Genomic DNA, 26,291 nt, shown 5'->3' with positions numbered 1-26,291 from the left:
AGGGGATCAGTGATAGCCCTCCGTGTCGGTGACCTTGCCGCGAAACACGTAGTAGCTCCAGGCGGTGTAGACCAGGATCACCGGGATAATCAGCAGGGTGCCGACCAGCATAAACAGCTGGCTGGACGGCGGAGCGGCTGCATCCCACAGGGAGATAGCCGGCGGGATAATGTTCGGCCACAGGCTGATGCCCAGCCCGCTGAACCCGAGGAAGATCAGCCCCAAGGTCAGAATAAACGGCAGGGCGTGGCTGTTGGCGTTACGGGTAAGACGCCAGATCCAGGCGCTGAACACCAGCACCAGCAGCGGCACCGGCAGGAAGTAAAAGAAGTTAGGCAGCGAGAACCAGCGCTCGGCGACATACTGCCAACCCAGCGGCGTCCACAGGCTGACCACCGCAATCACCGCCATCAGCGCCAGCAGCACATGGCGGGTGAGGGTGCGCATGTGGGTTTGCAGGCGGCCTTCGCTTTTCATAATCAGCCAGGTGGTGGCTAGCAGGGTGTAGGCCACCATCAGCCCCAGGCCGCAGAACAGATTGAACGGTGTCAGCCAGTCGAGCGCGCCCCCGGCGAAGCGGCGGTTCGCCACCTCAAAACCGTTGATCATCGCCCCGACCACGATCCCCTGGCTGAAGGTCGCCAGCAGCGATCCCCCGGCAAAGGCGTAATCCCAGAAGGCCCGATGCGACGGGGTGGCTTTAAAACGAAACTCGAACGCCACGCCGCGAAAGATCAGGCCAATCAGCATCGCCGTCAGCGGGATGGTAAGGGCGTCGACGATCACCGCATAGGCCAGCGGGAACGCGCCAAAAAGCCCGGCGCCCCCCAGCACCAACCAGGTTTCATTCCCGTCCCACACCGGGGCCACGCTGTTGACCATCACGTCCCGCGCCTGCGGATCGCGCTCAAAGTAGAACAGCATGCCGATACCCAAATCGAAGCCATCCATGATGATGTACATCAGGGTGGAGAAAACGATGATCGCAAACCAGATAACCGAGATATCGACGCCCATTAGCGTTTCTCCTCTTCCACAACGGGTTCAGCAGCCGAGAGCGGGCGCGCGGGCCGACCGTCGGTTTGCGAGGTGAGGCTGACGGTCGGCTGCGGCCCCTTTTTAATCAGCCGGATCAGGTAGACGTAGCCAACGCCAAATACCGAGCAGTAGACGACGAAAAACGCCAGCAGGCTGATGCTCATCTGCAGGGTGCTGTGCAGCGATACCGCGTCGATGGTGCGCAGGTAGCCGTACACCACCCACGGCTGACGGCCCACCTCAGTGGTGACCCAACCGGCGAGGATCGCCACCAGACCGGCTGGCCCCATGCCCAGGGCGAACCAGTGGAACGGGCGGGAGTGATAAAGGCGGCGACGATGGCGCAGCCACAGGCCGACGGCCCCCATCAGGATCATCAGCAGCCCCAGGCCGACCATCAGGCGGAACGACCAGAAGACAATCAGCGAATTGGGGCGTTGATCTTTCGGAAACTCTTTCAGGGCCGGAACCTGTTTGTCCAGGCTGTGGGTGAGGATCAGGCTGCCGAGGGCCGGGATTTCCAGGCCGTACTTGGTGCGCTCTTCGTCCATATCCGGCACGCCAAACAGCAGCAGCGGGGTGGCTTCACCGGGGCGGTTCTCCCAGTGGCCTTCGATGGCGGCTATTTTCGCGGGCTGATGTTCCAGCGTATTCAGGCCGTGCATATCCCCGACCAGGGCCTGGATCGGGGCCACCAGCAGCGCCATCCATAGCGCCATCGAGAACATTTTGCGGATCGCCGGAGTGTCGTTGCCGCGCAGCAGATGCCACGCGCCGGACGCGCCGACAAACAGGGCGCTGCTCAGGAACGCGGCGATGGACATGTGGATCAGGCGGTAGGGGAAGGATGGGTTAAAGATAATAGCGAACCAGTCCTCAGGGATCACCTGGCCGTCCTGGATACTGAAGCCCTGCGGGGTGTGCATCCAGCTGTTCGAGGCGAGGATCCAGAAGGTGGACATCAGCGTGCCGAGCGCCACCATGCAGGTGGCAAAGAAGTGCAGGCCGGGCCCAACCTTGTTCCAGCCAAACAGCATCACGCCGAGGAAACCCGCTTCGAGGAAAAAGGCGGTTAAGACTTCGTAGGTGAGCAGCGGGCCGGTAATGCTCCCGGCAAACTGGGAAAAGCCGCTCCAGTTGGTGCCAAACTGATAGGCCATCACCAGTCCGGAGACCACCCCCATGCCGAAGTTGACGGCGAAGATTTTCAGCCAGAAGTGATACAGCGAGCGCCAGACGTCGTTTTTGGTGCGAAGCCACATGCCTTCCAGCACCACCAGATAGCTGGCAAGGCCGATGGTGATCGCCGGGAAGATGATATGGAACGAGACGGTGAAGGCGAACTGAAGCCTGGCCAGATGAAACGCATCGAGTTCGAACATCGCCTCTTCCCCTATTCGCAACAATGCCCCGCGGGTGCGGGGCTCAGAGGTTCAATCGTCAGTTTTTGGCTTTCACGCCCGGGGCATTCGCGCGCAGCAGGAACTGCTCGGTGGTGTCAGGAAGGTGCTCAAGAAGCCAGTCTGCCATCCGCTGCTCTTCAGCAAGGATGTTTTCAAGGGCCGGTACGGACGCGGTATCGCCCGCCTGTTTTGCGGCGGCGACCAGCGAGGTATAACAGGCTATTTCGAAATTCTCGAAAACGTAGCCGCTAATCGCACCTTTAACGATCTCGTCCGAGGGGAACATGCCGCCGACGGATTGCCCAAAGGCCACCATTTTACTCATGGAGTCTTTTATGACCGAGCGGGAAATATTATTGCGATCGAGGATCTCTTCCAGCACGGTTACCTGATGTCGGGTTTCGGTCAGATGTTGTTCAATGCGGGTACGTAACGCCGGGTAATTATCGATACGGCTGGACATGGATTCGAGCATGGATTCCGCTTGCTTTTCCATCGCGTGGGCATCGCGTAGCCAGTCATGATAGTGTTCTACGTGAGTCATACTCTGTTCCTCGCTGCGGTTAATTCAGGCTTTGTTTTCCGCTTTCTGATTAATATTGCCGACAGCCAAATCGGTCAGCTTAAGATCGGTGGATTTTTCTTCTTCCAGCGTGGCGTTTAATAATTTTACCGCCTGGGTATAGCCTAATTGTTGTGCGAGGGTGGCCAGAGTACCGTAGCTGGCTATTTCATAGTGTTCGACTTTCTGCGCGGCGGCGATCAGGGCGGCGTCACGGACTTCATTTTTGTCGGTGCTTTCAATCACTTCATTGGCTTCTTCGATTAAGCCTTCCATTGCCACACATTTCATACGTTTCAGTTTGACGTTGGGGGTTTTCTCGACGAGCTGATCGATACGCTCAATCTGGCCGTGGGTTTCTTCCAGGTGCGCTTTAAACGCAGCGCTCAGTTCGGGGCTGAATGCTTCACGAGAAAGTTTAGCCAGACCGCGGGTCAGTTGTTTTTCCGCGCTGTAGGTATCTGATAGCAGATGAATAAAAACATCTTCAATCGATTTCATATTCATATAACTTTCTCCAGTGACGTAAAAATTCTGCGAGTCCACGGACCCGCAGAGTATTGGTCAATTATAAAAGCCGGTATTAATAATGAGATGAGTTAGGATTTGTCAGATTTATTCCCGCCGCCATGGCTTTGCTGACCACCTTTTTTACCTGCTTCAGAAGCACGCTGCGGATCATTCTTGAAATTGCCGCTGCCTTGTTGACCACCTTTTTTGCCAGTGTCAGAGGCTTTATCACGGTTTTCGCGTTGGTCTGCCATTTTATCAATCCTCTTTGTTGCCATTATGGTATGGAGATCTGTTTATTCATCTCCGTTGTCGTTCAGATTTAAATTTAGTCATTATTATTGAAGAGTCAAACGAGGTAACTTCAATAAATTTTTTCATGAAGTGTCATTACTGATAAATAGCGCTTCGCTTGTCATTGAATAAATATCGTGCAAGATGATGTATTCAAACAACCTTCATGCACTGTTCGGGAAACGATTATTCATCGCCTCGGTGAAGCGCTGCGCGCCAGGCGTGACGGGGTTCTTTACGTAAATTTACGATCTTGTTCCAACGGCCTTAGCGTATAAATAATAAAAAAACGTGGGATTAATCTTAATTGGTTTTAATATTATTCTTGAAACGATGTAGTAACGGTTGAAATAAATTCGTAAGCGGCTTCGTTTATTTTGCATGGTCAATAAATGCGAGCAGGCTGTGAAGCTTCTGGCAGATCACCGCAGAGGAGGAGAAATAACCTTATAAAGTATGATGGCGTAATGGATGAGATGCGCAATACTGAGTCGATTCTTATCCTCCCGTAAGCGACGGTGCGCCAGATGACTGAGACGATCTCCGGGATTTTGACCCATACACCCGTCTGGGTGTATGTCCTTTTGGTGTTCCTGATCAGCAGAGGCATCAAGGCGCGTAAGCCTGCCACCGTCGCACTGGAAAAGCTGGCCATCATCCCGGCCATTTTTCTGATCTGGGATCTCTACGATATGGTGATGTACCGCGAGCAGAGCGTCGCCACCTGGTCCCTGTGGCTGGTGGGGTTACTCAGCGGTGCAGCGATGGGGTACGTGCTGATCAAACGCGCGGCGGTGACCCGCGCTCCAGCCCCCCGCAGCATTCACCGCCCGGCAGACTACTCCGCGCTGCCTTTTATGATGCTGACCTTTGCAGTGAAGTACGTGCTGGGGGTTATGACCGCCATGTCGCCCGAGCTACTGCAGCGACCCGGGGTGAGCGCCTGCGTGATTATCGTCGGCGGGGTGTTCGCTGGCGTATTTGTGGGGAAATTTGTGCGCTATGTGGGGGTCTATATGTCGGCTGAGGTAATGCCAGGCTGATGGGTGGGCAGGGTATCGACAATCAGATAGGCTCCCGGATGCTGGGGAATGGGATCGTATTATTGTGTTAGCCGTGAACGCCATAGCTTTCACCTCTGGCAACAAGCTGACGCCAGTTATAATAAAAAATAATTGCCGGTAAATTCTTGCGATATATACGCGGGTGATTAATTTTATATTTCCCTGTCTCGCAGAAAAATTAAAATAAGATATTATGCGCTTAGCTAAATTTTACCGTTAATATGCGTGTTAACGTTATTCTTGCCCCCTTTAACGGACATTCAGCCATCCAGGTGTTTAAGCGTGTAAAATAAAAAACATAAACGTTGCTAAAATAATTTCCCTGTGTCTTAATGGTTTCCTCGGTTTGGAACACAGACCTTATGAAAGCAGTTTTAGTAAAGCAGTCCTCAGTTCAGGTGTTATCCACAGATACCCTTCTTCATGAGCCTCCTCCTAAGTGCCAAATAAGCTACTCTAATACAGGCCATTATCGCCACACTGCGTGGCTCATCAAGTAAGGAAGTCTCTATGTCTAACAAAATGACTGGTTTAGTAAAATGGTTTAACGCAGATAAAGGTTTTGGCTTTATCACCCCTGACGACGGCAGCAAAGATGTATTCGTACATTTCTCTGCTATCCAGAGCGACAGCTTTAAAACGCTTGAAGAAGGCCAGAAAGTCTCCTTCACCATTGAAAATGGTGCTAAAGGCCCAGCAGCGGGTAACGTTACTCCGCTGTAAGCCGTGCTCATTATCAGCAACGTTTACAACAGCGATGACGGCAATGACCCGAGCAGCTAAGCTCCGCTGATAAGAAAATAAACCCGCCCAGTGCGGGTTTTTTATTGCCCTGCGTTTACCTCCCTGGTGTCACTCCTGCAGGTGACCGCCCGGCGGAAAACAGGCAGGCATATTTTGGCTGCAACACAAACCCGGAGCTGATATACTGTATATAAACACAGTGAAAGGGGCGCATTATGGCTGTTGAAACAAAATTTGTTGTCGTAAGAAAAGGTGAAGAGAAAATGACATTTGCCAGTAAGAAAGAGGCTGACGCGCACGACAAACTGCTCGACATGGCAGAAGCGTTCACCGACTGGCTGTTGCAAAGCGGAATGCAGATGGATGAAACGCAGGCTGAAGATCTTGGGCTGCATCTCGCCGAGCAGAAAGAGGCCGTGCTGCATATTCTGCGTACCAGCAAGCTCCCGGATATCCATGCCGCAACGGCAACAGATAAAACAGAGTCTGATGCGGCTGGCAGTAAAAAAATCAGAGCAGTTAACGCTGCCTGATTGCCAGCACACATCATCACTGATGCAGGCATCCATTATTCATTTAAGAATGACTCAACTGCGCGGGAGAACCGTTCAGGCTGATCAAGCATGATAAAGTGAAAACTGTCATCGATCCGCGTGAAATGGATATTGGGTGCAGAGGCATAGGCTTGACGGTACATCGCATCCACGCTGGCTGCAGGTATCCCGAATAAGGCGTCATACGCGTACAGGATCTCAATCGGCGCTTTAATGCGGCCAAGCTCGGGACGCAAATCGGTAATCATCAATTCATACACTGCATCCGCAACGGTTTTGCGATCGGAATTGATCCCCGCAGCCACCAGAGCAGGCCTCACCGCCTCGGTCTTCGCTAAACGGGCTATGGATGTATTCTGAAACGCTACGATTTGCTCCGGCGACTGCGCCAGGAGCCAATCCCGCGTAGCAGTGGCATGCCGGGCAGCCGTTTCGCTGGTCGCCGCAGGGTCAATCATCAACGTATAGAACGGCAAAGCATCGACGATCATCAGCCGACCGACCAGTTCGGGATGACGGGCCCCCAGCATCAAAGCAATTTCCCCCCCAAGAGAATGGCCAACGATCGCCGGGGCGTTGATGTGCTGGGTGCGGATGTATTCAGCGATGGCGTCAACGGCTGGCGCGAGGACCTTACCCTCGGGGTTGGAAATGGCAGGTGTACTCGCAAAGCCCGCAAGTTCTACAAGATGAATACGGTGGCTGCTACGTAAACCTGATGCTAAATCGGCCCAAACGTCGCGAGACGACGCCAGTCCCGCAATCAATATCACATCCGTTCCTGAGCCTTGCGTCTGGACAGAGATACGCTGCGAGTTCTGATGTTCTGAAGGTATGGACGGAGACGGCGCTGCGGACGTCGGGACGAAGGCTGACATCACTAAAAGAGCGCCTCCGATCATGGCACGGATAATTGCGGTAAACATGAGATCTCCCTGTTTAAAGATAGCGTTGCATCGACCCGTTGAACTCACCGCTGATGGCCGACTCTGCGCTTGCATCAGTTCCCTTTGGTATCTCGTCATCTTTCCCGCAGCAGGCGCGGGAAAGATGACGAGATGCCTGACCGACGTTAAATTTGCGGCTTTGTCGCGTTTTGCTGATCCATGAACTTCATTCTGGCATTTTGCCAGGCAGGATCGATCAGCGTTAGCGTTGTGCTGGCAACTTTCAATGAGGCTGAATCAGGTTCACAGCCCATTCCTGTCCCAGGGATGGGTTTTTCACACCATACCGGGTACATATCAGTGGTTGAAACCGGACCATATTTGGCGAGCGCGGCTTCCTTGATCGACGTTGCGTTCTCGCTCGTCCAGGGGATCTCATAGGAGATTAAGGCAGCAGCCATAGGGTTGCTCTTGTCATAAGGGATGCGAGGTTCAAAAGTCACCTGCATCCGCGTGCCTTTGTTTTCATAGACCAGATACATGACCTGTTGACTGCCTGTCACCTTGGTCGCTACCTGGTATGTCTCAGACTTAGACGCTTCGATTTTATCTGCCGGGACGCCAAAATTTTTCTGCATTGCCGCACGGGCTTCTTCAATGCTCATCCCCGTTTTCACGCCGCCGACATCAAAGGATTTTACATCAACAGCGTGAACCGGATTGGCGGCACTGGCGGGGGAGACGAGATAAGGCAACGCCATGATAATTGCCGGTGGCAATGCGAATAAATATTTGTTCATCTTCTTTCCTGTGGGGTTAGTTGAGTGCAATTTCCATTATCAGCTTCAGCATGTGGTAACCCTGCCACAAGATGAAACATTGTTAAATAATTTAACAATAACGCCTGATTGTATGAAAAAAATGATCCCAAATCCTTCTTTTGATTAAGATCTTCTAACACATGACAGGCCCGCTCTCCCCGAGCCTTCGACATACCTGTAGCGCTCAAGCACCTTCCCACCGGGCTATAGCCCCGTTTTTGCCCCTGCTTCAATAAACCTTCAGGTCGCGCTAAACCCACCATAATTAGTAGGGGTAAACAACGACAGGAGACAATCATGAAGGAGTTAATAAAGGCAGATATCGACGCATTCAAAACGCACTTTCGGGGGGAGGTGATCCTTCCTGACGATGCGGGCTACGACGAGGTGCGCCAGATCTGGAATGCCATGATCGACCGCAAACCGGCGCTGATCGCCCGCTGCACTTCAACTGAGGATGTGGTCCAGGCCATCGCGTTTGGCCGCACGCAAAACCTGCTCATTTCGATTCGTGGGGGTGGGCACAACATCGCGGGCAATGCGGTATGCGACGAGGGGCTGATGATCGACCTCTCGCTGATGAAGGATGTGCAGGTGGACGTAGCCACTAAACGGGCCCACGTCGGGCCCGGCTGCACTCTGGGCGAGTTTGATGCGGCCGTGCAGGCCTATGGCCTCGCCACGCCGCTTGGCATCAATTCGACCACCGGGGTAGCGGGCCTGACGCTCGGCGGCGGCTTTGGCTGGCTGAGTCGCAAGTACGGCATGACCATCGACAACCTGCTCTCGGCGGAGGTGGTCACGGCAGATGGCCGGCAGCTGCACGCCAGCGAAGAGGAAAACGCGGACCTCTTCTGGGGGCTGCGGGGTGGGGGAGGCAATTTCGGGGTGATTACACGCTTCGAATTTCAGCTCCATCCGGTCGGGCCGGATGTGCTGTGCGGGCTGATCGTCTTTCCGTTTGATCAGGCAAAGCAGGTGATCACCCAGTTCGCCCGCTTCACCGAGACCATGCCGGAAGAACTTAACGTCTGGATGGTCACCCGCAAGGCACCGCCGCTGCCTTTTCTGCCCGAGGATGCGCACGGGAAAGAGATGGTCGCGCTCGCACTATGCTATGCGGGCAATCCAGAAGAGGGGGAGGCGCTTATCGCGCCGCTGCGCGGATTCGGCACGGCTCTCGGGGAGCACATCGGCGTGATGCCGTACCTCGCCTGGCAACAGGCGTTCGATCCGCTTTTAGCAAAAGGGGCGCGCAACTACTGGAAGTCGCACAACTTTGCCCAGCTCAGCGACGGCGTTATCGATGCCATTATCGAGTACGCAGGCAAACTGCCGTCGCCCCAGTGTGAAATCTTCATCGGGACGATTGGCGGCCAGACCACCCGCGTCGCACCCGAAGCGATGGCCTATTCAAGCCGGGATGCCTGCTACGTGATGAACGTGCACGGCCGCTGGGAGTCCGCCGACGAGGATGCGGACGGCATCGCCTGGGCGCGCGCGTTCTTTGCAAAATCACAGCCGTTTGCCAGCAGCGGCGCTTACATTAACTTTCTGACCCAGGAGGAGACCGACCGCATCGCCTTTGCCTACGGTGCGACCTGGACGCGACTCATACAGCTCAAGAATAAGTACGATCCGACAAACCTCTTCCGGATGAATCAAAACATCAAACCGGAGTGAGATCCGATAGTGCGCCCGACAACGGTTAATCCCCGTTATTCTGGCGCTGCTCCAGTGCCAGCGCGCTGGCACTGGCAGGATCAAAGAGCGACAGGCTCTCAATCTGATCCAGCATAATCACCTTGCGAAAGGCCATCGCGCTGCGGGGCTCGGAATCGAGCGTGATGTCATGCTCGGCGTACCATTTGCTGTAATTATGCTCAATGCGCAGGTCCATCTTCTCCCCGTCACGATAGCCGCTGAGCATCGGGATCAGCACGATATTGGCGGTCTTATCGTATTCCAGGGTCGCGGTATGGATCATGCCGATATAGATCCGCCGCGACTTCAGCGTCACCAGCGCCAGCTCGCCTTCTTCCATGCACTGATACAGCAGCTGTTCGATACCGTTCGATTGCGACAGGCGCTTATACAGCTTTTTCCGGCCTTCACCGTCCAGCCTGGCGCTGCCCGCCCAGTTGGAACGATAGAGACAAAACAGGATCGCAAAGGCCAGCATCACCACTACCGGCGCCTGGATGCCGAGAAAGCTCCAGTTCATAAAATCAATTTGCCAGTCGGCGTAGGTCTGCGAAGTCAGGTGGAAGGTATTGGCGATGGCAGAGGCGGCAAGCAGCAACAGCCACATCAGCCCGGTGGCGATCACCCCCTGCAGGACGAAGATGCAACCGTATAGCGCGACCAGAAAATAGACGTCCCAGCCGAAGGAACGCTTAATCTTAAAACGGGTGGAGAGGTCGCGGCTGGTGTACCAGTACCCGCATACCATCAGCACCATAAATATCGCCGTGCCCATCTCAGGCCCTCTTCAGCGCATTAACATGACGCAGAAAATCCTGCCGCACCTCATGGCTTTTAAAGTTGACCGAGGCATTACCGTCCTGATCGATGATGATTCGATCGCCATCCTCCACGGCTTCAATGATTTCCTGATGGCTCATCACCTGTAGCAAGGACTCGGGACTGGAGAAAACCGACATAAAAAAACGTCTCATTGCGTGGCATCCATAGAAAGAGAAAGGATAAGTCTGGATGATGTATGACGACGTTGCCTTAAGGTAATGCTGAAAACCCGCAACGCTATGCTATCTTCTTTTTTTTGCTTACTGCGTAATCTATGTCTGCTCATCAGCAATTCAGCTTCGCCACCCGTCCTCTGGTGCCTTTCGCCCATGATTATCCGCATGGCGCAACGGAGCCGTGGCACAGCCATACCTGTGCCCAGCTGTTGCACACCCTGAGCGGGGTCGTGCGCGTTGAAACGGCGCAGGGAGTATGGATTGTTCCGCCCGGCAGGGGCGTCTGGCTGCCTGCCGGGACGCAGCACCGTCTGCTGATCACCGGCCACGTGGCTGCCCGAACGCTGTTTATCGATCCCTTTGCCAGAGCGGATTTGCCGTCGGTATGTCAGGTGGTGCAAATCTCCACCCTGCTGCGCGAGCTGATCGTGGCTTCGCTTGCACTGCCGGAGAATTATCCTGCGGGCAGCCGGGCGGAGCGTATTTACGAGCTGATCCTCGACGAGATCAGGGGGATTAACGTCCTGCCATTTAATCTTCCGGAACCGCAGACCCCAGCGCTGCTGGCACTGTGCCGTCAGATCCAGGACCAGCCCGGCGAAAAATGGACCACCGCGCTGGCGGCCAGAGAATTAAACATCAGCGAGCGCACCCTGCTGCGCCACTTTCGCCAGCAGACCGGGCTGGTGTTCAGCGAATGGCTGCGCAGGGCGCGGTTGATGGAGGCGCTGAATCGTCTGGCGCAGGGGCAGTCAGTGCTCAGGGTGGCGCTGGACCTGGGCTACGACAGCCACAGCGCCTTCAGCGCCATGTTTCGCCGCACGTTGGGCGTGGCGCCGAGCGACTACTTCCAGCCCGCGTCGCCATCAGGTAACGCGTTCAACAGTGCCTGAAGCGACGCGCGGGACACATCGTTATCAATGCCCGTTCCCCAGCGACTCACCCCCTGTTTAAAGCTGCAGCGGATGTAGGCCGCCGAGCGGCTTTCGCTGCACCTGCCGAGGGTATGCTCGTGATAATCCTCGATCGCCAGCGTCATCTTAAAGCGTGACGCGATCGCCGCCGCTGCGGCGGAAAGCAGACCGTTGCCTTTGCCCTGCAGAGTGACAATCCCTTCAGCGGTCTGAACGCGGGCCGACAGCTGCAGCTCGCCGTCCGCCTGGCTTTCGGTGCGGTAGTCCAGCAGCTGGCGCGGGGCGAGGGGATAGGGGCCATACAGCTCACGGTACAGCTGCCAGAGCGCACTCAGCGTCATCTCGTTGCCGTCGCGGTCGGTCTTTGCCTGCACGTGGCGGCTAAAATCCTGCTGCAGCGCGCGGGGCAGCACCAGACCATGATTTTGCTCGAGCATCCATGCCGCGCCGCTTTTACCGGACTGGCTGTTCACGCGGATCACCGCCTCGTAGCTACAGCCGATATCCTCAGGGTCAACCGGCAGATAGGGCATCTCCCACCGTGGTGAGTCCGCCTGTTCCCGGGCATGAAAGCCTTTCTTGATCGCGTCCTGATGGGAACCCGAGAAGGCGGTAAACGCCAGCTTTCCGGCATACGGGTGGCGGGGATGCACCGGCAGCTGGTTGCACTGTTCCACCAGCTCTACCACCTGCTTCATATCGCTGAAATCGAGCTGTGGTGCGATCCCCTGGCAGTAGAGGTTCATTGCCAGCGTCACCAGGCAGACGTTGCCGGTGCGCTCCCCGTTGCCAAACAGACAACCTTCTACCCGATCGGCGCCGGCAAGCAGGGCCAGCTCGGCGCTGGCAACGCCACTGCCGCGATCGTTGTGGGGATGCACGCTGATGCAGACGTCATGACGGCGGGTAAAGTGCCGGCAGAAGTATTCAATCTGATCGGCATACACGTTGGGAGTGTTGACCTCAACGGTGGCGGGCAGGTTGATGATCATCGGCCGCGCAGCCGAGGGTTCCCAGACATCCGCCACCGCCTCACAGATTTGCAGGGCAAACTCCGGCTCGGTAAAGCAGAAGGTTTCCGGTGAGTACTCGTAACGCCATTGAGTGTTTGGATTCGCTTCGCACAGGGCGCGGATTTGACGGGTGGCGCTGACGGCCAGCTGAATAATGTCGTCCTGGCTCTGGCGAAACACCAGCCTGCGAAACAGCGGGGCGGTGGCGTTATACAGATGCACGGTGGCACTTTTTACCCCATCAAGCGCGGCAAAGGTGCGCTCGATCAGATCGCTGCGGGCCTGGGTCAGCACCTGAATGGTCACGTCATCCGGAATGCGCTGCTCTTCAATCAGCTGGCGCACAAACTGAAAGTCCGTCTCCGAGGCCGAGGGGAAAGCTACCTCGATCTCTTTAAAGCCGCATTTGAGCAGTTGCTCCCAGAAGCGGAGCTTGCGGGGGATATCCATTGGTTCGGCCAGCGCCTGGTTGCCATCGCGCAGGTCGGTCGACAGCCAGCGCGGCGCGTGGGTCAGGGTCTTATCCGGCCACTGGCGATCGGGTAACTGAATGGGGGCGAAAGCCGCGTACTTTTGCGAGGGATTGGGCAACATGTCGGTTCTCCAGGATGTGTTGAGGTTTTATCCTGGCGAAGAATGCGGCCCGGTACTGGCGCAAAACTGACAACCTGTGGCGAGGATCCGCCACCTCGCAGGGCAAGATGAGTTACGCGATGTCGGGATCGACCTGTTCATTCATCAGAATGTACTGCGCGTCTTTGCGCGCATGTTGATCGATCAACGGCACCAGTCGTCTGAAGTGCTCGCTGGCGCAGTGCGCATCGAGGGCTGCCCGGTCCGGCCACTGTTCAATAAAAATAAAGTGCCCGGGATCTTTTTCATCCCGGTACAAATCATAGGCAATGCACAGAGGTTCTTTTTTCGTTGCCGCGACAAGTTCACGGTAGAGAGGGAGAACGGTGTCGACAGATTCGAGTTTGATAAAATCTTCGGCGATGACCTTTAGCATGTGGGTTCCTGAGTTAGGGGGATACGGGGTTGTAACCTGTATAATTTTTCGTTGTAGAAAAGGAATCGGACCACCCTTAGAAAGGTTTTCTCCGTTTTCCATAAATCAGCTTGTTATTCGTACAGAAAATATTAACTGTTGGTGCTTAATAAGTTAACGCTCCTGTCAGGTATTGGTTAAATAATGATCTGATTTGCAAAGGTATTTCGAAATCCAACTTGATTAATTATCGTGATCCCGATCACAATTTAGAGTGTTATGGATATGATTGTATCATCGTAAGTAGTTAAATAAGAATCATTAGCATTAGTGGTTATTGAGAGATTGTATCTTATCCACACCACCGTTTATTCATTGTGGAATCTAAGTTCCAGCCAAGCGTGAGATTGTAGGCATGTCAGAAAAAAATGCTCAAGGGATGAGTAAGCAGCGATTGATCATGGATGTCATTATTTCCGGCATTATCAATTTCGCTGTATTTTATCTCTTCATTTCTTTATGTGACGTTTATTTCAATAACGAACCAGTCATATCAGGCCCAAGAGCACTGCTATCAGTATTTGCCGTTATGTGCATATATTTTCTGAGTAATAGTTACTTTTCGGTGTTATATAAAACAAGGCGCTTAATAAATGAAAGAACTGACAAATAGTCAATTGAATACGGTGTGAAGCCACAAGTGCGCTGGATGCAAAGAGTGAAAGTTATATTCACCAGGCAATTAAGCAGCTTAATATAACAAGAGTAATCATTGCTCACAGGGAAACGACGCTGAAATCAGCAGACAGAACTATAATTATTGGTGCATGTAACGTGGCGTAAAGCCAGCTCTCAGCTGGCCTTCATCGCACTCTGTTCCGGTAGTTCCTTATCCATAATTAGCAGTTTTTTTCCACCATAAGAATACTGCCGCGGCAGCGGCAGTATTAGCCGCATTATCAGGTCGCACTGATTGTATGCACCACTTTAAACTCCTCGGCGACCAGCTCCATCTCCTCAGAGAAAAAGCCTGCCCGGGTGAAGAAGCCCTGATGCTCGCGTCGCCAGTATTCCAGGCTTAAGTCGCCTTCACCCTCTTTGCGGGCAAACTCTTCCGTCACGTCGCAAAAGCGGAGCAGGCGCATCGACACGATTCTGATGACGCATACCGGAACATCTTGCCCGTTGAGGATAATGTGATAACTGCCAATTTGCGGGGAGGGTTCTTCTGCCTGAAATGCGGCAAGGGAACCGCAGGAGGCAGTTTTGATCCCTTTGATCACCAGAGCGGCGAGTTCGTCGGCCATCTCCGCGCTGTCGCCAAACCCCCATGCCTGGGCTCCGGGGTATTTGGCTTTTAAATTCTCAACGGCTTCCATCCTAAAATCCTTTCACAGCAGATAGTTGACGGATGAATGTAGCACGGATTATTGCCTCTGCGCGCTATTTGCGCGAGCAGCAGGCGATGTAGTTCAGCTGGTGGCGGTTACGGCGAAAGAAGCGGAACATCCCGAGAAAACGGATCCGGTTCTCGCGGGTGCGCAAGCCGTTAAACAGGATTTTTGCTGCGCGCGGCAAGCCCTCGTCGCGAATCAGCCCCGCCGGTGACATCAGGGACATCGCTCCATTGTGGGTATCGACCGACTGGAAGTGGCTGGCGATAAACAGCGCTTTCCACGCATCCTGGGACATCGGGCTGACGTTGGATCGCACAATCTCTTCCAGCTGCGTCTGCCTGCCCGATGCCAGTCGTTCGCTGGTGAACATGATGTCGTGGGTCAGCAGGCGACCGCCGGGTTTGAGCACCCGATAATACTCGTCGATCAGCCGGGTTTTGGCCTTGTCCACGTACATGGTCAGCATCGCTTCGTTGATCACCACGTCGAAATGATCGTCGGCGAAGGGCAGTCTGGTGGCGTTGGCTTCCAGCACATGGATTTTATTCTGCAGACCGGCGGCCGCGACGTTTTGCCGTGCCTGCTCCAGCGCGTTTTTATCCATATCGATGGCGTAGATCGTGCAGCCAAAACGCTGCGCCAGTTCGATAGAGGTGGTGCCCATATTGCAGGCAACCTCCAGCACGACGCTGTCCGGCGTTAGTTCCGACTGCCTGAACAGCCACTCGGTGGCATCAACGCCGCCGGGGCGCAAACGGGTTTTTCCCAGGCTGGCTAAGAAGGTGTGTCCGGCTTTGTCACTTGCGCTCATGGCGGCGTCTCCGATTTAAGTTGCATTATAAATGCAACTTATCATAAAGAAGGGCGAATGCGAATTATTTTCATCAGGATACGAAGGTTTGAAGGAGTAATAAAAGAACGGCTGTCTGTGGTATAACGTATTCACGTGCCTGATGGCATCCAGGGAGAGCTGGCATGAACAGTTACATCGTCTTTATTAAAGATAATGAATCGAAAGTTGTCGTGGAAGGGCTTGTCACGCGTGACCTGGTCAAGGAGTTGAAGGGGGAAGGTTTTACCCAATACCCCTACGCCATCGAAGCCTCTGATGAAGCAGAGGCAAGAAGGAAATTAAATACACAAGGCAAAGAACACTTAAATGCGTTGTCTGAGTATTCAGGTAATGTCTTTTTTTACTGTGCTATTTTGGTAGTGAGTTTAATCGTGGCTGCTGTTTTCACTTATTATTAAAAATAACGTCTTTCCTTGTTGAGATGCCCGTATCGTCTGCGGTCAGTGCTTACGCTGTCACCACCGTCACGCCTTTTTCTTCAATGCTGCGCAGCCAGTTTTCATCCGTGCCGCTATCCACCACCACCGTGTTGATTAAGCCGAGGTTGCCGATGACGAACGGGGAGGCGGCGTTGATCTTCTCCGGGGAGACCAGCACCACCGTTTCGGCAGCCCTGCCGGAAAATGCACGTTTGATGCATGCCTCTTCGTAATTACCGGTGGTTAACCCCGCCTCGGGATGAATACCGGTCACGCCCATAAAGAAAATATCGGCATGAATATTCCCGATACCTTCGATGGCCGCTGCGCCGACGGTCACAATCGAGTGCTTGTACAGTCGTCCGCCAATTAAGATCACCTCGATGGCCGGATGGTCGGTAAGACCCAGCGCAATGCTCGGGCTGTGCGTCACCACGGTAATCTGCAGGTCGTCCGGCAGGCATTTAATCATTTCTGAGGTGGTGGTCCCGCCGTCAATCAGCACCACCTGGCCTGCAGAAATCAGCTCTGCGCCTTTGCGGGCAATCGTCTTTTTCGCATCAGTTTTTAATGTCTTACGCTCAGCAAAGGTGGCAACGGCAGACGATGACGGCAGGGCGCCGCCGTGCACGCGCTGTAAACGCCCAGCGGCTGCCAGCTCGCGCAAATCCCGGCGGATGGTGTCCTCCGACACCTCAAAGCGGACGCTCAGATCTTTCGACAGCACCTGCCCGTCGCGCGCGAGTTGTTCAAGAATGTATTGTTTGCGTTGGCTGGTAAGCATGGGGTGGCTCCGTTTTATTGCACGAGTTATCTTGAGTTTGCACGTAATTGCTGTCTATTATGCCGATTCTACGAACAAAGGAGTCAGTATGCCATCAAAACGTGCAGAAATACGCATCATCGACAGCACCATACTGTCCGATGACTGGTATTCACTTAAGAAATACACCTTTGAACTTCAGCGACAAAAGGGAGAGTGGCAGCGTCAAAGCCGCGAGGTTTACGATCGGGGCAACGGGGCCACTATCCTGCTGTATAACCGCGAGCGGAAAACGGTGATCCTCACCCGGCAGTTCCGTTTTCCGGTGTTTATGAGTGGTCACGACGGCTATCTGATCGAAGCGGCAGCCGGTCTGCTCGACAACATGGACCCCGAAAGCCGCATCAAAGCGGAAGCCGAAGAAGAGACGGGCTTTCAGGTTTCCCATGTGGAGAAGGTTTTTGAAGCCTACATGAGCCCAGGCTCGGTGACCGAAAAGCTCTACTTTTACATCGCGGAATACGATGCAGGTGACAAGGTCAGCGCGGGCGGTGGCATAGAAGCAGAAGGCGAGGATATCGAAGTGCTGGAGATGCCGCTCGACGCCGCGCTTGCAGCCGTGAAAAGTGGCCTTATCGTGGATGGTAAAACCATCATGCTGCTGTATCACGTGGCGCTGAAGGGCATTTTAAACCCGTCCTGATGTTGGCATTGCGCCACCTGCCATCAGCCAGGTGGCACAATGCAAATCAAGCAGAAACGGTACGGGTAAATTGCTGCTCCATAATGCTGCTGCCCCACTGATTGCCCTGCCACTCTTTCGCCAGCTGAAAGCCGAAGGATTCATAGAGGCGACGCGCGGCAGTCAGCTTGTTGAAGGTCCACAGCTGAACGGCGCTGAAATCCTGTTGGTCACAGAATGCCATCGCTTCGGCGAGTAGCTTTCTGCCTGCACCACTGCCGCGACAGCCGTCGTCGAGAATAAACCAGCGCAGATGAGCCTCGCCGTTACCGAGATCTTCCCCGTCGATCGCCACCGAGCCCACAATGCGTCCGTTTAGCATCGCCAGCCAGATTTGATTGCAGGGCTTGTCCAGACGAGCGGAAAAATCAGCCAGCCCTGCGGCCACTTTGGCCTCGAAGAAGCTGCCGAAATGATGTTCTCGGGCGTAAAAGCAGCCGTGCATTTCCGCGATGCGGCCAATCATGCCCGGGCGATAGCCAGAGATGATTTCAACGCTCTCCGGGGTGGCGTTATCGCTGCCTTCGCGGCAGGCCTCCAGTGCGCTGGCATAGTGCTTAAGCCCTTCTGAAACGGTCTGCTGCTGGTGGGCGTTCATTTTATTCAGGGCGGCAATCACGCGCTCGTTGCTGTAATGGTTAATGCGCTCGACGGTGGCCCGGCCTTTTGCCGTCAGCCCCAGATGCTTGAAGCGGGCATCGTCAACCGACGGCACTTCCTCCAGCTCACCGGCGCTGATCAGTTTGGCCAGCATCCGGCTGACGCTGGACTTCTCAAGACCCAGAATCTGCACCAGCTGCGCCGCCGTCATTAATCCGTGCTTTTGCACTTCGAGCAGCGTATGGACGACAGAAGGGGAATAGTCGGTCGCGGCCAGGGTGTTGTTCATAAAGCCGAGCTCGCGCACCATCTGACGGGACGCCACGCGTATGGCTTCAACGATCTGCATTTGAGAATTCATTAACAGCGCTCCAGAATTATAGTTGTACAATACAACCATATGGTGGAGCGCAGTGTCAATGCTGTTATCTGTAAGAAAAGAGAGGGGATGTCGGCCTCCGCTGAAGCCGACATCGCTGAGATTATTTCTTCTTGTTCAGCATCGCCTGTAAATTGGCGAACGGGTTGTAGGTGGCCTCGCCAACATCTTTCTGCGCATCTTCACCCGCCACCACGGTGCTGCCGTACTGGTCTGCTTCGGTGTACTTTGAGTGCTCGTGGTCATGGCAAAACAGGCACAACAGCTCCCAGTTGCTGCCATCTTCCGGGTTATTGGTGTGATCGTGGTCGATATGGTGAACCGTCAGTTCGCGCAGGTTGGAATAGACAAATTCGCGCGAGCAGCGTCCGCAGACCCACGGATAGATTTTGAGGGCTTTCTCACGGTAGCCGCTTTCCAGCCGGGTGTAGTTTTTAGGGATCAGAGCCATGGTGATGTTACCTGTTACAAAGCGATTATTTTACGTCAGTCCTTTCAATATATCCGATTCAGGAACAGAAGGTGAAATGGCGCGTTGAGCGGTAACAGGTGAATGATAGTATTGTTGCTGATTCTTTCTCATTAAGGACGGCAGCATGAGTAAAGTGGTACGCAAGAATTATCCGCAGTTGGGTGAGGTCAAAGCGCCTTACGTCCACGCCGTTAAGCACAACAATACGCTGTATATTTCAGGGCTTACCGCGTTTGGCACCCCGGCACAGCAGTCGGGTATTGCCGATCAGGCGGAGGAAATATTCAGCCAGATCGCAAAAATAGTTACTGCAGAAGGGACGGATTTCTCGGCACTGATTAAAGTGACCATTTTTATTACCTCTTTTGCCGCAATCGACGAACTGCGCGCGGTGCTGTACCGATATTACGGCGATCACCTGCCAGCCAGCTCGCTGGTTGAAGTCAGCCGCCTGTTCTCACCCGATCTTAAGATAGAAATTGAGGCGCTATTCGCGCTCTGATGGCTTTGCGCCGGACTGCACCCATCGTCCGGCTGCGTATCCTATACTTCAAAAACTGCACATCGCGGGGTGATATCCTTTAAAGAGGAACAATCATGATTGCCAATGCTATCCGCTTGATTCTGACAAATATTCCGCTGGTCATGTTTATTCTCGCCTCCCTTATTCCCTTACTCAGTCATCGACAATCAGGTCGCTACGCCGAGCGTTATTTATCCTGGCTTCTGTTGCTCTCCATCGGGGTCGCGTCCCTGTGGGCGGGTCTTTACCATACGCTCTGGCCGCAAACCGCTGCGGCATTCATTGGCTGGCAAAGTAGCCCCTTCCAGTTCGAAATGGGCATGGCCGATATTGCGTTAGGCGTGGTAGCCATCGTCTCTTTCTGGCGAGGCCTGGAATTCAAATTCGCGGTGGTGTTGTGGGTGGTCATTGAATTTGCTGGCCTGGTATACGGGCATTTCCACCAGCTTGCCACCACTGGCGATCATCAGGCAGGCAATGCCGGGATTTTACTCGGCCTGACGATTATCCATGTTGTTCTGCTCCCCCTGCTGTGGATCCTGGCCCGCAGGGCTGCGGGCCAACGGTATTAATCTGATTCATGGCTAAGCTGCGCCAGTGAAGGCGACACGCGCGTCAGCCACCAGAAAACCAGCGCCAGCAGGCTGACCGTCGCACCCAGCAGGCACACGCCGTGCCAGCCCAGATGGGCATAGGTGACGGTGGTGCCAATCGCCCCCAGCCCACTGCCGAGGGCATAAAACAGCATATACAGGCCGACCAGCCGACTGTGCGCTTCCGGCCGGGTACGGAATATCAGGCTCTGATTGGTGACGTGCAGCGCCTGGCCCCCCAGATCCAGCAGCACGATGCCGATCACCAGCGCCCACAGCGAGGTTTCCATTAGCGACAGCGGCCACCAGGCCAGCAGCAGCACCGTCAGCGCCAGCGCGCTGGTGAGCTGGGCGTGGCCGCCATCGGCCCACTGCCCGGCACGCGCGGCGGCCAACGCGCCAACCACGCCAACCAGCCCGAAGGTGCCGATCAGGGTGTGCGAGAAGCTGTACGGCGGGGCGCTCAGGGGCAGCGTTAACGCGCTCCAGAAAATGTTAAAGGCGGCAAACATCAGCAGCGCCAGGGTGCCGCGCACCTGCAGCACCTTTTCCTCGCGCAGTAGCGTCAACATGGAGCCCAGCAGGCGCGGATAGCTCAGCCCGTGGGAGGCCGGTGGCAGGGCGGGCAACCGTCGCCACAGTGGGATCGCAACGAGCAGCATTAGCATCGCCGCACCGAAATAGACTCCGCGCCAGCCCGCCAGGTCGCTGATGCCCCCGGCAAAGACCCTCGCCAGCAGCAGCCCGATAAAGACCCCGCTTTGCGCCGTACCCACCACGCGACCCTGTTCATGCGGGGCGGCGGCGCTGGCCGCATAGGCGATCAGCCCCTGGGTCATCGCCGTGCCGAGCAGGCCGACGGCGAGCATGCCCGCCAGCAGCGCCGGAGCGGACTGCGCCATCCCCACAGCGACCAGCGCGACCATCAGCCCCAGCAGCTGCAGTGCCATCAGGCGGCGGCGATCCACCCGGTCGCCCAGCGGCACCAGAAACAATAGCGCCAGCGCGCAGCCGGTCTGGGTGGCGGTGATCACCCCGCCCACCGCCGCATGGCTGATGGCGAAATCCCGCGCCAGGGCGTCCAGCAGCGGTTGGGCGTAATAGACATTGGCCACGCTCAGGCCGCTGGCGATGGCGAACAGCCACACCAGGCTGGGTGACATATTTTGTCCCGAGGGTGATGCAAGAGAGGCTTTCATGATGTCGGCGCCGTCCAATCTGGTTGCAAAAAGAAACTGATTGAATGCTAGGTCAGCTAGTTTTAAAATGCAACCAGACACTCGGCCTTTTTTCAGCAGGAGACGCCATGCCTACCCGTAAACCCTTGAGCAATCAACCCTGTCCCGTGGCGCGAACCGTGGATCTGATTGGCGATCGCTGGTCGCTGCTGATCGTGCGCGATGCCTTTGACGGCATACGCCGGTTTGGTGATTTCCAGCGCAGTCTGGGAATGGCGAAAAACATCCTCACCGACAGGCTCAACACGCTGGTTGAGGCGGGGATCCTCATTCGACAGGACGCCTCGGACGGCACGGCGTATCAGGAATATGTCCTGACCCCGCAGGGTGAAAGTCTGTTTACGGTGGTGGTGGCGCTACGTCAGTGGGGCGAACAGCACCTGTTCGCACCCGGCGAGCGCCATTCGGTGCTGATCGACAAGCGCACCGGCAAAGCGGTGCCGCCGCTGGTGCTGCAGGTATTACCTGCCGCCACCGAAGTGCAGAAAGTTACCCCCGGTGAGTAACGTTTTTATTACCGCACTTTTGCAGAACCTTCACCGGTGAAAGGCAATTGGATCACATACCTGAATGCTGCATAAACGGTTGTTATTCAGGGGCTGAATATGTTCAGGAGGGATATCGCCTTTAGCGCAGAGGGAATAGTATCTGCTACTGGTTACTCCCTATAAAAAAGGCATATATGAAAAAGTTAATGATTGCAGTGGTTGCTGCCGTGGCCCTATCGGGTTGTGCGCAACAGACCTTTAAAGTGAATAATGGCATTGTTGAAAAACCGACTCAGGAAACGCGCCACTCGTTCTTCGTGAACGGTATCGGTCAGTCCAAAACGATTGATGCAGCTCAGGTGTGCGGCGGTGCAGACAAAGTGGTGCGTACCGAAGTGCAGGAAGCCGGCACTGACGTTCTGTTCCGCATCATCACCCTGGGGATCTACACCCCGCGTGAAGCGCGCGTTTACTGCGCGAAATAAGCGTAATAGCAGGTATCGCACGATGCCTGCTTTGCTTTTTCAGAACGGGCTGGCATGGCGGGCGGTAATTTTCTCTCCGCTGACGGGATGCACAAAATGCAGCTCGCTGGCGTGCAGCATCAGCCGGGGCGTATCTTCGGTGCCGGGTGGCAGCAGGCCGCCGTACAGATCGCAGCCCAGAATAGGGTGGCCGAGCTGCTGGCAGTGAATGCGCAGCTGGTGGGTGCGCCCGGTCTCTGGGGTCAGTTCTACCCGCGTCAGCGGGCCTTCTTGTGCGCGATCCAGGCGCTCAATCACCCGATAGCGGGAGCGGGCCGGCTTGCCGGTAATCGCGCATATCGACATCAGCGGGAACAGGGCCGGATCTTTGGCAATGGCCGCGTCAATCACCCCTTCGTCCTTCTCCAGATGCCCGCACAGCAGGGCGCTGTACACCTTGCTCACCGTGCGCTGGCTGAACTGCTGGCAAAGCGCGGCATTGATTGGCTTATTACGCGCAATCACCATCAGCCCGGAAGTGCCAAAATCCAGACGATGGACCAGCGTGCAGCCGGGGAAAATCTGCACCAGCCGATGGTGCACTGAATCGAGGTTTTGCGGATTTTTGCCCGACAGGCTGAGCAGCCCGGCGGGTTTGTTAATCAGCACCAGGTGCTCGTCCTGATACAGCGTCTCGATCTGCGCATGGCACGGCGGGGCAATAAAATGATCAACAATCGTAGACATCAGGCAGCCCGCAGGAAGAGTGGACGCGGATGATACCTAATTTCCCGCCGACTGGCGAATCAGGCTGCCAGCCAGCGCTGACCCGCTGCTTTCATATTGCTCTCAAGCTCGCTGCCCCGGGTGGCGAAGACGCGCCCAAGCGGGAAGCCGCTCTGCTCCAGCAAATACGCCAGCGTGGCATATTCACGGGGATACTTCGCCACGACGTTCCGATCAATCTCCACCGGACCCAGCGGGAAGGTAAATGTTCCCATGTCGTACACGCTCTGACGACGAAACAGCTTCCAAACTCCGTCTCTTTTCTCGGCCAGATCATAAAAACGATTGTGGCATTCACAGCCGATATTCAGGGTGACGTTCTCGGCGATGATCATGGCGTTGGTTTCCAGGATCGCTTTGTCACCGCGGGCATTGAAAGTCACCGCAGGGGAGGCAATCAGGTGTTTGGTGCGCAGATCCGAGGCGCCCATCCGCATTGATCCCTCGACAAAATCGCTCCCCAGTCCCTCGAACCAGGTGATTTCAATGGTGCCATCCGGGTGGAACAGGTCACGTAGCTGCGCCCATTCGCCCAGATCCCGGTGCATCCAGCCATTCATCAGGTCATTGAGTTGTTCACGGTCGTTAAGTTGAATCGTCATTTCGCGGTCTCCGGTGAGTTAACGAGATGCAGTGTGCGACGTAAAAAAGCTAAAATGAAATATATAGATATTACCGATCAATCAATTTTAGTTATTGATAGGGAGCGGCATGGATTTACGTCACCTGCGCTATTTTTTAGCCGTGGCCGAAGAGGGCCACTTTGGCCGGGCCGCCGCGCGGCTGAACATTGTCCAGCCCGCACTCAGCATGCAGATCAAGGCGCTGGAAGAGGAGCTGGGAGGCGCGTTGTTTGTCCGCACCAGTCGCCGGGTCGAGCTGACCGATGCCGGGGTATTGCTGCAAATTGAAGCCCGACGGACGCTGGAGCAGGCCGAGCATACCCGGCTGACCGTCGAACGCGCCTTGCGGGGTGAGACGGGCCGGGTGCGGGTGGGGTTTGCCGGTAATGCCATCTTCAGCGGCAAACTGACCGCCGACCTGCGCCGGTTTCACCAGCGCTATCCCGATGCCGAGCTAAAGATCGATGAAGTCGGCCCGCAGGAGCAGGTCGAGGCGATCCTTGCCGGGCATCTGGATATTGGTTACACCCCGGCGCACAGCAATACAGTGGGCCCGGATCTGGCGGTCAGGCGGATTGGTGACTGGGAGATGCTGGTCGCCCTGCCAGAGGATCATGCCCTGGTCGCCCATGACTGCTTAACCATCGCTATGCTTGCCGGGCAACCGCTGGTGCTGTATGAGGCCCACGACGTGCATGAGCATCTGGTTATGCTGCTCACGCAGAAGCTTGGCTCGCGATGTCATATCGCCTGGCGCGCCCGGAGCACGCTGAGTACACTGGCGATTGCGGCCACCGGGCTGGGGCTGGCACTGGTCCCGGCACCGTTGCAGCAGGTCCATATTCCCGGTCTGGTGTATCGCCCGCTAAAAGAAGCGGATTTAACCGCCAATCTGGTGCTGATTAGTCGGGCGCAGGAGGCCAGCGCAAGCGTAAAAGCGTATCTTGAGCTGGTTATTGGGCCGGTTTATTGAGAAGGTCAGGGCTATTTCACCCAGATGAGGCATCAGTCATGATGACATTACGTTCCCTGCATGAGGATGAATATCCTGCTTATCTTGCGTACTTTATTCCTGATTATGCAGATGAGATCGCAGCAAATTACCGGCTTCCTCACAGCGAAGCCATCGCAAGGGCGAAACAGGAGACAGCGGACCTGCTGCCCCAAGGGGCCAATACGCCCGGGCAGGTGTTGCTGTGTCTGATTCACGATGACAGGCATGTGGGCTATCTGTGGTACAAGCCGGATACCGCCGCGCGCGCTGCGTTTATTTATGATTTCCACATCCTGAAAGCGTACCAGGGGCAGGGGTTGGGAAAACAGGCGCTCCACGCTTTAGAGCAGGATTTGCGGCAAAACGGCTTTGAACAGATCAAACTCCGCGTTGCCGGGGATAACGCCCGCGCCCGATCGCTATACGAGACCAGCGGTTTTGGGGTGACGGGCGTCAATATGAGCAAGACGATTACGCCGTGAAGGCGTGATGCCTACCTTTTCAGGGAGTAATGGCCGGACGCGTTTCTGTTCCCTTTGATTAGCACGCATAATTATCCGCTCAGTCTGGCTTAGTCATCGTAGGGGAATGTGAATGCGTCAATTGTCTGTACTCTGTTCGCTCTTACTGCTCAGCGGATGCGTCGTCAGCTCGCCGCAAAAATCGCAATACCAGGCGGAATACCCTAACCGGCAGGATATTCGCAGCCACAGCCTGTACCGGTTTGTGACCACACCGCTGAAACCGGGCGGGGATGAGTACAAGGGGACTGATGACTTAGCCCTGCTGTTCTATGTCAGCAGTAAAAACGCGGCTACGGTGGAATTACGCTTCAACTATCCGGCAAAAACATTGCAGGCCACATCGCTGGATGCGCAAAACAACGCGCTGAGCCAGCAAACCTGGGCCCTGCTCGATGAGTCAGCGGCCAAACCCACCGATTCGAATAGCCGTCACTTCTGGCTGACCAAAGACGGCGTGCTGAGAACCCAATATAAAAACTGCACTCCGGATATGAGCGTCGGCTGTCGCTGGGTGGATCGAGAGATGTTTATTACCCGCAGCGGAGATATGGCAGTGCAGTACGCCGAAGGCAGCGCGGGGATGGCGTTCCTGGTGATTCCTTTTTATGGTTCGCAGAAATACCTGGGGATATTCCCGAAGGCAGCGGGGACATAATCTCGGCTTCGAACCATTCCCTCACCCACAGGTTTGAGGGATCCCCACAAAATAATTGGCACGGTCGTCTCCCTCTCCATTCAGGGAGAGGGCTGGGGTGAGGGGGAGCATGCGGCTCCGGTGGTGGTTCCGTTCACTTTAAGTGTTGTGCTTCTCTGTCAGTCGCGTCACCCGTGAACGTGCCAGGGCGGCTCAATCGCCACCGCCCTGGCTACCCGGGCTCCCGGCAAGAAAATCGTCGCTACGCGATACCCTCAGCTTATTCCTTCCGGCTTCGGGTCGGG

Annotated in this window: 33 protein-coding genes; 14 read left to right on the top strand and 19 right to left on the bottom strand. The window is 55.3% G+C overall.

Features of this window, described 5'->3' with window-relative positions:
- Positions 1-6: 6 nt before the first annotated feature.
- The 5 genes from cydB to ACRDD5_RS22130 all read right to left on the bottom strand — a co-directional run bounded on the left by cydB (position 7) and on the right by ACRDD5_RS22130 (position 3,767).
- Positions 7-1,017 carry a cytochrome d ubiquinol oxidase subunit II gene (gene cydB / locus ACRDD5_RS22150; protein ID WP_271281963.1) on the bottom strand — a complete coding sequence of 337 codons (1,011 nt, stop codon included), beginning with the start codon at positions 1,015-1,017 and terminating at the stop codon, positions 7-9.
- Positions 1,017-2,420 carry a cytochrome ubiquinol oxidase subunit I gene (locus tag ACRDD5_RS22145; RefSeq protein WP_438678005.1) on the bottom strand — a complete coding sequence of 468 codons (1,404 nt, stop codon included), beginning with the start codon at positions 2,418-2,420 and terminating at the stop codon, positions 1,017-1,019. The genes cydB and ACRDD5_RS22145 overlap by 1 nt, the downstream gene beginning before the upstream one ends.
- A gap of 58 nt (positions 2,421-2,478) precedes the next feature.
- Positions 2,479-2,985 (bottom strand): ferritin-like domain-containing protein, encoded by a 507-nt coding sequence (locus ACRDD5_RS22140; protein WP_438678004.1) that lies wholly within the window; start codon positions 2,983-2,985, stop codon positions 2,479-2,481.
- Between the two features lie 24 nt (positions 2,986-3,009).
- On the bottom strand, positions 3,010-3,510 hold the full coding sequence (locus ACRDD5_RS22135; RefSeq protein ID WP_271281966.1) for a YciE/YciF ferroxidase family protein: 501 nt from the start codon (positions 3,508-3,510) through the stop codon (positions 3,010-3,012).
- A gap of 92 nt (positions 3,511-3,602) precedes the next feature.
- Positions 3,603-3,767, bottom strand: coding sequence for a general stress protein (locus tag ACRDD5_RS22130; RefSeq protein WP_271267343.1), 165 nt, complete (start codon positions 3,765-3,767; stop codon positions 3,603-3,605).
- Positions 3,768-4,334: 567 nt separating this feature from the next.
- Between ACRDD5_RS22130 and ACRDD5_RS22125 the strand changes: the two genes are divergently transcribed.
- The 3 genes from ACRDD5_RS22125 (at position 4,335) to ACRDD5_RS22115 (ending at position 6,148) form a co-directional block, all read left to right on the top strand.
- A complete protein-coding gene (locus ACRDD5_RS22125) occupies positions 4,335-4,850 on the top strand; it encodes a DUF6622 family protein (RefSeq protein WP_271281967.1) in 516 nt (171 codons plus the stop codon).
- Positions 4,851-5,381: 531 nt separating this feature from the next.
- Positions 5,382-5,594, top strand: a complete 213-nt coding sequence (gene cspE, locus ACRDD5_RS22120) for a transcription antiterminator/RNA stability regulator CspE (RefSeq protein WP_271281968.1) — start codon at positions 5,382-5,384, stop codon at positions 5,592-5,594.
- Positions 5,595-5,830: 236 nt separating this feature from the next.
- Positions 5,831-6,148, top strand: a complete 318-nt coding sequence (locus tag ACRDD5_RS22115) for a YebG family protein (protein ID WP_438678003.1) — start codon at positions 5,831-5,833, stop codon at positions 6,146-6,148.
- 35 nt (positions 6,149-6,183) lie between these two features.
- Here ACRDD5_RS22115 and ACRDD5_RS22110 read toward each other — a convergent pair whose 3' ends face one another.
- Together ACRDD5_RS22110 and ACRDD5_RS22105 are read right to left on the bottom strand one after the other, a co-directional pair.
- A complete protein-coding gene (locus tag ACRDD5_RS22110; RefSeq protein ID WP_438678002.1) occupies positions 6,184-7,095 on the bottom strand; it encodes an alpha/beta fold hydrolase in 912 nt (303 codons plus the stop codon).
- Between the two features lie 146 nt (positions 7,096-7,241).
- Positions 7,242-7,856: a hypothetical protein gene (locus tag ACRDD5_RS22105; RefSeq protein ID WP_438678001.1), complete on the bottom strand. Its 615-nt coding sequence runs from the start codon at positions 7,854-7,856 to the stop codon at positions 7,242-7,244.
- 318 nt (positions 7,857-8,174) lie between these two features.
- Between ACRDD5_RS22105 and ACRDD5_RS22100 the strand changes: the two genes are divergently transcribed.
- A complete protein-coding gene (locus ACRDD5_RS22100; protein ID WP_438678000.1) occupies positions 8,175-9,560 on the top strand; it encodes an FAD-binding oxidoreductase in 1,386 nt (461 codons plus the stop codon).
- Between the two features lie 25 nt (positions 9,561-9,585).
- Here ACRDD5_RS22100 and ACRDD5_RS22095 read toward each other — a convergent pair whose 3' ends face one another.
- Positions 9,586-10,356, bottom strand: coding sequence for a hypothetical protein (locus ACRDD5_RS22095; protein WP_271281973.1), 771 nt, complete (start codon positions 10,354-10,356; stop codon positions 9,586-9,588).
- A gap of 1 nt (position 10,357) precedes the next feature.
- Complete coding sequence (locus ACRDD5_RS22090; protein WP_271281974.1) at positions 10,358-10,555, bottom strand: hypothetical protein; 198 nt, start codon at positions 10,553-10,555, stop codon at positions 10,358-10,360.
- Between the two features lie 122 nt (positions 10,556-10,677).
- Here ACRDD5_RS22090 and ACRDD5_RS22085 point away from each other — a divergent pair, with 122 nt between their 5' ends.
- Entirely contained in the window at positions 10,678-11,472 is a 795-nt protein-coding gene (locus ACRDD5_RS22085) for an AraC family transcriptional regulator (RefSeq protein ID WP_438677999.1), read from the top strand.
- On the opposite strand, the gene leuA is transcribed toward ACRDD5_RS22085, so the two are convergent.
- The 4 genes from leuA to ACRDD5_RS22065 all read right to left on the bottom strand — a co-directional run bounded on the left by leuA (position 11,424) and on the right by ACRDD5_RS22065 (position 15,702).
- On the bottom strand, positions 11,424-13,100 hold the full coding sequence (leuA, locus tag ACRDD5_RS22080) for a 2-isopropylmalate synthase (RefSeq protein ID WP_438677998.1): 1,677 nt from the start codon (positions 13,098-13,100) through the stop codon (positions 11,424-11,426). The two genes, ACRDD5_RS22085 and leuA, sit on opposite strands and share 49 nt — an antisense overlap.
- A gap of 112 nt (positions 13,101-13,212) precedes the next feature.
- On the bottom strand, positions 13,213-13,515 hold the full coding sequence (locus ACRDD5_RS22075) for a putative quinol monooxygenase (protein ID WP_438677997.1): 303 nt from the start codon (positions 13,513-13,515) through the stop codon (positions 13,213-13,215).
- Positions 13,516-14,453: 938 nt separating this feature from the next.
- Entirely contained in the window at positions 14,454-14,873 is a 420-nt protein-coding gene (locus tag ACRDD5_RS22070; RefSeq protein WP_438677996.1) for an ASCH domain-containing protein, read from the bottom strand.
- A gap of 64 nt (positions 14,874-14,937) precedes the next feature.
- Entirely contained in the window at positions 14,938-15,702 is a 765-nt protein-coding gene (locus tag ACRDD5_RS22065) for a class I SAM-dependent methyltransferase (RefSeq protein WP_438677995.1), read from the bottom strand.
- A 164-nt stretch (positions 15,703-15,866) separates the two neighbouring features.
- Between ACRDD5_RS22065 and ACRDD5_RS22060 the strand changes: the two genes are divergently transcribed.
- Positions 15,867-16,142: a hypothetical protein gene (locus tag ACRDD5_RS22060; RefSeq protein ID WP_438677994.1), complete on the top strand. Its 276-nt coding sequence runs from the start codon at positions 15,867-15,869 to the stop codon at positions 16,140-16,142.
- Between the two features lie 49 nt (positions 16,143-16,191).
- On the opposite strand, the gene ACRDD5_RS22055 is transcribed toward ACRDD5_RS22060, so the two are convergent.
- Positions 16,192-16,947, bottom strand: a complete 756-nt coding sequence (locus tag ACRDD5_RS22055) for a DeoR/GlpR family DNA-binding transcription regulator (protein WP_438677993.1) — start codon at positions 16,945-16,947, stop codon at positions 16,192-16,194.
- A gap of 88 nt (positions 16,948-17,035) precedes the next feature.
- Here ACRDD5_RS22055 and ACRDD5_RS22050 point away from each other — a divergent pair, with 88 nt between their 5' ends.
- The gene (locus ACRDD5_RS22050; RefSeq protein WP_438677992.1) at positions 17,036-17,629 is read left to right on the top strand and encodes a GDP-mannose pyrophosphatase; all 594 of its coding nucleotides are present in this window, start codon (positions 17,036-17,038) and stop codon (positions 17,627-17,629) included.
- 46 nt (positions 17,630-17,675) lie between these two features.
- Here the strand turns inward: ACRDD5_RS22050 and ACRDD5_RS22045 are convergent, their stop codons facing one another.
- Together ACRDD5_RS22045 and yajD are read right to left on the bottom strand one after the other, a co-directional pair.
- A complete protein-coding gene (locus tag ACRDD5_RS22045) occupies positions 17,676-18,629 on the bottom strand; it encodes a bifunctional helix-turn-helix transcriptional regulator/GNAT family N-acetyltransferase (protein ID WP_438677991.1) in 954 nt (317 codons plus the stop codon).
- Between the two features lie 121 nt (positions 18,630-18,750).
- A complete protein-coding gene (gene yajD / locus ACRDD5_RS22040; protein WP_271267314.1) occupies positions 18,751-19,098 on the bottom strand; it encodes an HNH nuclease YajD in 348 nt (115 codons plus the stop codon).
- 145 nt (positions 19,099-19,243) lie between these two features.
- Between yajD and ACRDD5_RS22035 the strand changes: the two genes are divergently transcribed.
- Complete coding sequence (locus tag ACRDD5_RS22035) at positions 19,244-19,621, top strand: RidA family protein (RefSeq protein ID WP_438677990.1); 378 nt, start codon at positions 19,244-19,246, stop codon at positions 19,619-19,621.
- A 95-nt stretch (positions 19,622-19,716) separates the two neighbouring features.
- A complete protein-coding gene (locus ACRDD5_RS22030) occupies positions 19,717-20,214 on the top strand; it encodes a DUF6790 family protein (protein WP_438677989.1) in 498 nt (165 codons plus the stop codon).
- Here the strand turns inward: ACRDD5_RS22030 and ACRDD5_RS22025 are convergent.
- Entirely contained in the window at positions 20,211-21,434 is a 1,224-nt protein-coding gene (locus ACRDD5_RS22025) for an MFS transporter (RefSeq protein ID WP_438677988.1), read from the bottom strand. The genes ACRDD5_RS22030 and ACRDD5_RS22025 overlap by 4 nt on opposite strands.
- Before the next feature lie 107 nt (positions 21,435-21,541).
- On the opposite strand from ACRDD5_RS22025, the gene ACRDD5_RS22020 reads away from it, so the two are divergent.
- On the top strand, positions 21,542-21,979 hold the full coding sequence (locus tag ACRDD5_RS22020; RefSeq protein WP_438677987.1) for a winged helix-turn-helix transcriptional regulator: 438 nt from the start codon (positions 21,542-21,544) through the stop codon (positions 21,977-21,979).
- Between the two features lie 176 nt (positions 21,980-22,155).
- Positions 22,156-22,446: a Bor family protein gene (locus ACRDD5_RS22015; protein WP_271281987.1), complete on the top strand. Its 291-nt coding sequence runs from the start codon at positions 22,156-22,158 to the stop codon at positions 22,444-22,446.
- A 39-nt stretch (positions 22,447-22,485) separates the two neighbouring features.
- Here ACRDD5_RS22015 and ACRDD5_RS22010 read toward each other — a convergent pair whose 3' ends face one another.
- Together ACRDD5_RS22010 and ACRDD5_RS22005 are read right to left on the bottom strand one after the other, a co-directional pair.
- Positions 22,486-23,172, bottom strand: a complete 687-nt coding sequence (locus ACRDD5_RS22010; protein WP_271281988.1) for an RluA family pseudouridine synthase — start codon at positions 23,170-23,172, stop codon at positions 22,486-22,488.
- 59 nt (positions 23,173-23,231) lie between these two features.
- Positions 23,232-23,813, bottom strand: coding sequence for a nuclear transport factor 2 family protein (locus tag ACRDD5_RS22005; protein WP_438677986.1), 582 nt, complete (start codon positions 23,811-23,813; stop codon positions 23,232-23,234).
- A gap of 109 nt (positions 23,814-23,922) precedes the next feature.
- Here ACRDD5_RS22005 and ACRDD5_RS22000 point away from each other — a divergent pair, with 109 nt between their 5' ends.
- From ACRDD5_RS22000 to ACRDD5_RS21990, 3 genes are all read left to right on the top strand, one after another.
- Positions 23,923-24,807, top strand: a complete 885-nt coding sequence (locus ACRDD5_RS22000) for a LysR substrate-binding domain-containing protein (RefSeq protein WP_438677985.1) — start codon at positions 23,923-23,925, stop codon at positions 24,805-24,807.
- A gap of 38 nt (positions 24,808-24,845) precedes the next feature.
- Positions 24,846-25,310: a GNAT family N-acetyltransferase gene (locus ACRDD5_RS21995; RefSeq protein WP_271281991.1), complete on the top strand. Its 465-nt coding sequence runs from the start codon at positions 24,846-24,848 to the stop codon at positions 25,308-25,310.
- A 112-nt stretch (positions 25,311-25,422) separates the two neighbouring features.
- The gene (locus tag ACRDD5_RS21990; protein ID WP_438677984.1) at positions 25,423-26,007 is read left to right on the top strand and encodes a hypothetical protein; all 585 of its coding nucleotides are present in this window, start codon (positions 25,423-25,425) and stop codon (positions 26,005-26,007) included.
- The last annotated feature ends 284 nt before the right edge of the window (positions 26,008-26,291 follow it).

Source organism: Silvania sp. (assembly GCF_051656365.1).
Classification (GTDB): domain Bacteria; phylum Pseudomonadota; class Gammaproteobacteria; order Enterobacterales; family Enterobacteriaceae; genus Enterobacter; species Enterobacter hatchlandensis.
Note: the sequence above shows the minus strand (reverse complement) of the source record. Positions and strands in the feature narration are given on the sequence as shown.

Coding starts and splice junctions, on each gene's coding strand:
- ACRDD5_RS22130 (WP_271267343.1), bottom strand. CDS start 3,767: ATGGCAGACCAACGCGAAAACCGTGATAAAGCCTCTGACACTGGCAAA.
- ACRDD5_RS22055 (WP_438677993.1), bottom strand. CDS start 16,947: ATGCTTACCAGCCAACGCAAACAATACATTCTTGAACAACTCGCGCGC.
- ACRDD5_RS22015 (WP_271281987.1), top strand. CDS start 22,156: ATGAAAAAGTTAATGATTGCAGTGGTTGCTGCCGTGGCCCTATCGGGT.
- ACRDD5_RS22075 (WP_438677997.1), bottom strand. CDS start 13,515: ATGCTAAAGGTCATCGCCGAAGATTTTATCAAACTCGAATCTGTCGAC.
- ACRDD5_RS22125 (WP_271281967.1), top strand. CDS start 4,335: ATGACTGAGACGATCTCCGGGATTTTGACCCATACACCCGTCTGGGTG.
- ACRDD5_RS22070 (WP_438677996.1), bottom strand. CDS start 14,873: ATGGAAGCCGTTGAGAATTTAAAAGCCAAATACCCCGGAGCCCAGGCA.
- leuA (WP_438677998.1), bottom strand. CDS start 13,100: ATGTTGCCCAATCCCTCGCAAAAGTACGCGGCTTTCGCCCCCATTCAG.
- ACRDD5_RS22035 (WP_438677990.1), top strand. CDS start 19,244: ATGAGTAAAGTGGTACGCAAGAATTATCCGCAGTTGGGTGAGGTCAAA.
- ACRDD5_RS22105 (WP_438678001.1), bottom strand. CDS start 7,856: ATGAACAAATATTTATTCGCATTGCCACCGGCAATTATCATGGCGTTG.
- ACRDD5_RS22100 (WP_438678000.1), top strand. CDS start 8,175: ATGAAGGAGTTAATAAAGGCAGATATCGACGCATTCAAAACGCACTTT.
- ACRDD5_RS22065 (WP_438677995.1), bottom strand. CDS start 15,702: ATGAGCGCAAGTGACAAAGCCGGACACACCTTCTTAGCCAGCCTGGGA.
- cydB (WP_271281963.1), bottom strand. CDS start 1,017: ATGGGCGTCGATATCTCGGTTATCTGGTTTGCGATCATCGTTTTCTCC.
- ACRDD5_RS22050 (WP_438677992.1), top strand. CDS start 17,036: ATGCCATCAAAACGTGCAGAAATACGCATCATCGACAGCACCATACTG.
- ACRDD5_RS22010 (WP_271281988.1), bottom strand. CDS start 23,172: ATGTCTACGATTGTTGATCATTTTATTGCCCCGCCGTGCCATGCGCAG.
- ACRDD5_RS21995 (WP_271281991.1), top strand. CDS start 24,846: ATGATGACATTACGTTCCCTGCATGAGGATGAATATCCTGCTTATCTT.
- ACRDD5_RS22005 (WP_438677986.1), bottom strand. CDS start 23,813: ATGACGATTCAACTTAACGACCGTGAACAACTCAATGACCTGATGAAT.
- cspE (WP_271281968.1), top strand. CDS start 5,382: ATGTCTAACAAAATGACTGGTTTAGTAAAATGGTTTAACGCAGATAAA.
- ACRDD5_RS22145 (WP_438678005.1), bottom strand. CDS start 2,420: ATGTTCGAACTCGATGCGTTTCATCTGGCCAGGCTTCAGTTCGCCTTC.
- yajD (WP_271267314.1), bottom strand. CDS start 19,098: ATGGCTCTGATCCCTAAAAACTACACCCGGCTGGAAAGCGGCTACCGT.
- ACRDD5_RS22110 (WP_438678002.1), bottom strand. CDS start 7,095: ATGTTTACCGCAATTATCCGTGCCATGATCGGAGGCGCTCTTTTAGTG.
- ACRDD5_RS22115 (WP_438678003.1), top strand. CDS start 5,831: ATGGCTGTTGAAACAAAATTTGTTGTCGTAAGAAAAGGTGAAGAGAAA.
- ACRDD5_RS22045 (WP_438677991.1), bottom strand. CDS start 18,629: ATGAATTCTCAAATGCAGATCGTTGAAGCCATACGCGTGGCGTCCCGT.
- ACRDD5_RS22135 (WP_271281966.1), bottom strand. CDS start 3,510: ATGAATATGAAATCGATTGAAGATGTTTTTATTCATCTGCTATCAGAT.
- ACRDD5_RS22030 (WP_438677989.1), top strand. CDS start 19,717: ATGATTGCCAATGCTATCCGCTTGATTCTGACAAATATTCCGCTGGTC.
- ACRDD5_RS22085 (WP_438677999.1), top strand. CDS start 10,678: ATGTCTGCTCATCAGCAATTCAGCTTCGCCACCCGTCCTCTGGTGCCT.
- ACRDD5_RS22140 (WP_438678004.1), bottom strand. CDS start 2,985: ATGACTCACGTAGAACACTATCATGACTGGCTACGCGATGCCCACGCG.
- ACRDD5_RS22060 (WP_438677994.1), top strand. CDS start 15,867: ATGAACAGTTACATCGTCTTTATTAAAGATAATGAATCGAAAGTTGTC.
- ACRDD5_RS22025 (WP_438677988.1), bottom strand. CDS start 21,434: ATGAAAGCCTCTCTTGCATCACCCTCGGGACAAAATATGTCACCCAGC.
- ACRDD5_RS21990 (WP_438677984.1), top strand. CDS start 25,423: ATGCGTCAATTGTCTGTACTCTGTTCGCTCTTACTGCTCAGCGGATGC.
- ACRDD5_RS22020 (WP_438677987.1), top strand. CDS start 21,542: ATGCCTACCCGTAAACCCTTGAGCAATCAACCCTGTCCCGTGGCGCGA.
- ACRDD5_RS22095 (WP_271281973.1), bottom strand. CDS start 10,356: ATGGGCACGGCGATATTTATGGTGCTGATGGTATGCGGGTACTGGTAC.
- ACRDD5_RS22000 (WP_438677985.1), top strand. CDS start 23,923: ATGGATTTACGTCACCTGCGCTATTTTTTAGCCGTGGCCGAAGAGGGC.
- ACRDD5_RS22090 (WP_271281974.1), bottom strand. CDS start 10,555: ATGAGACGTTTTTTTATGTCGGTTTTCTCCAGTCCCGAGTCCTTGCTA.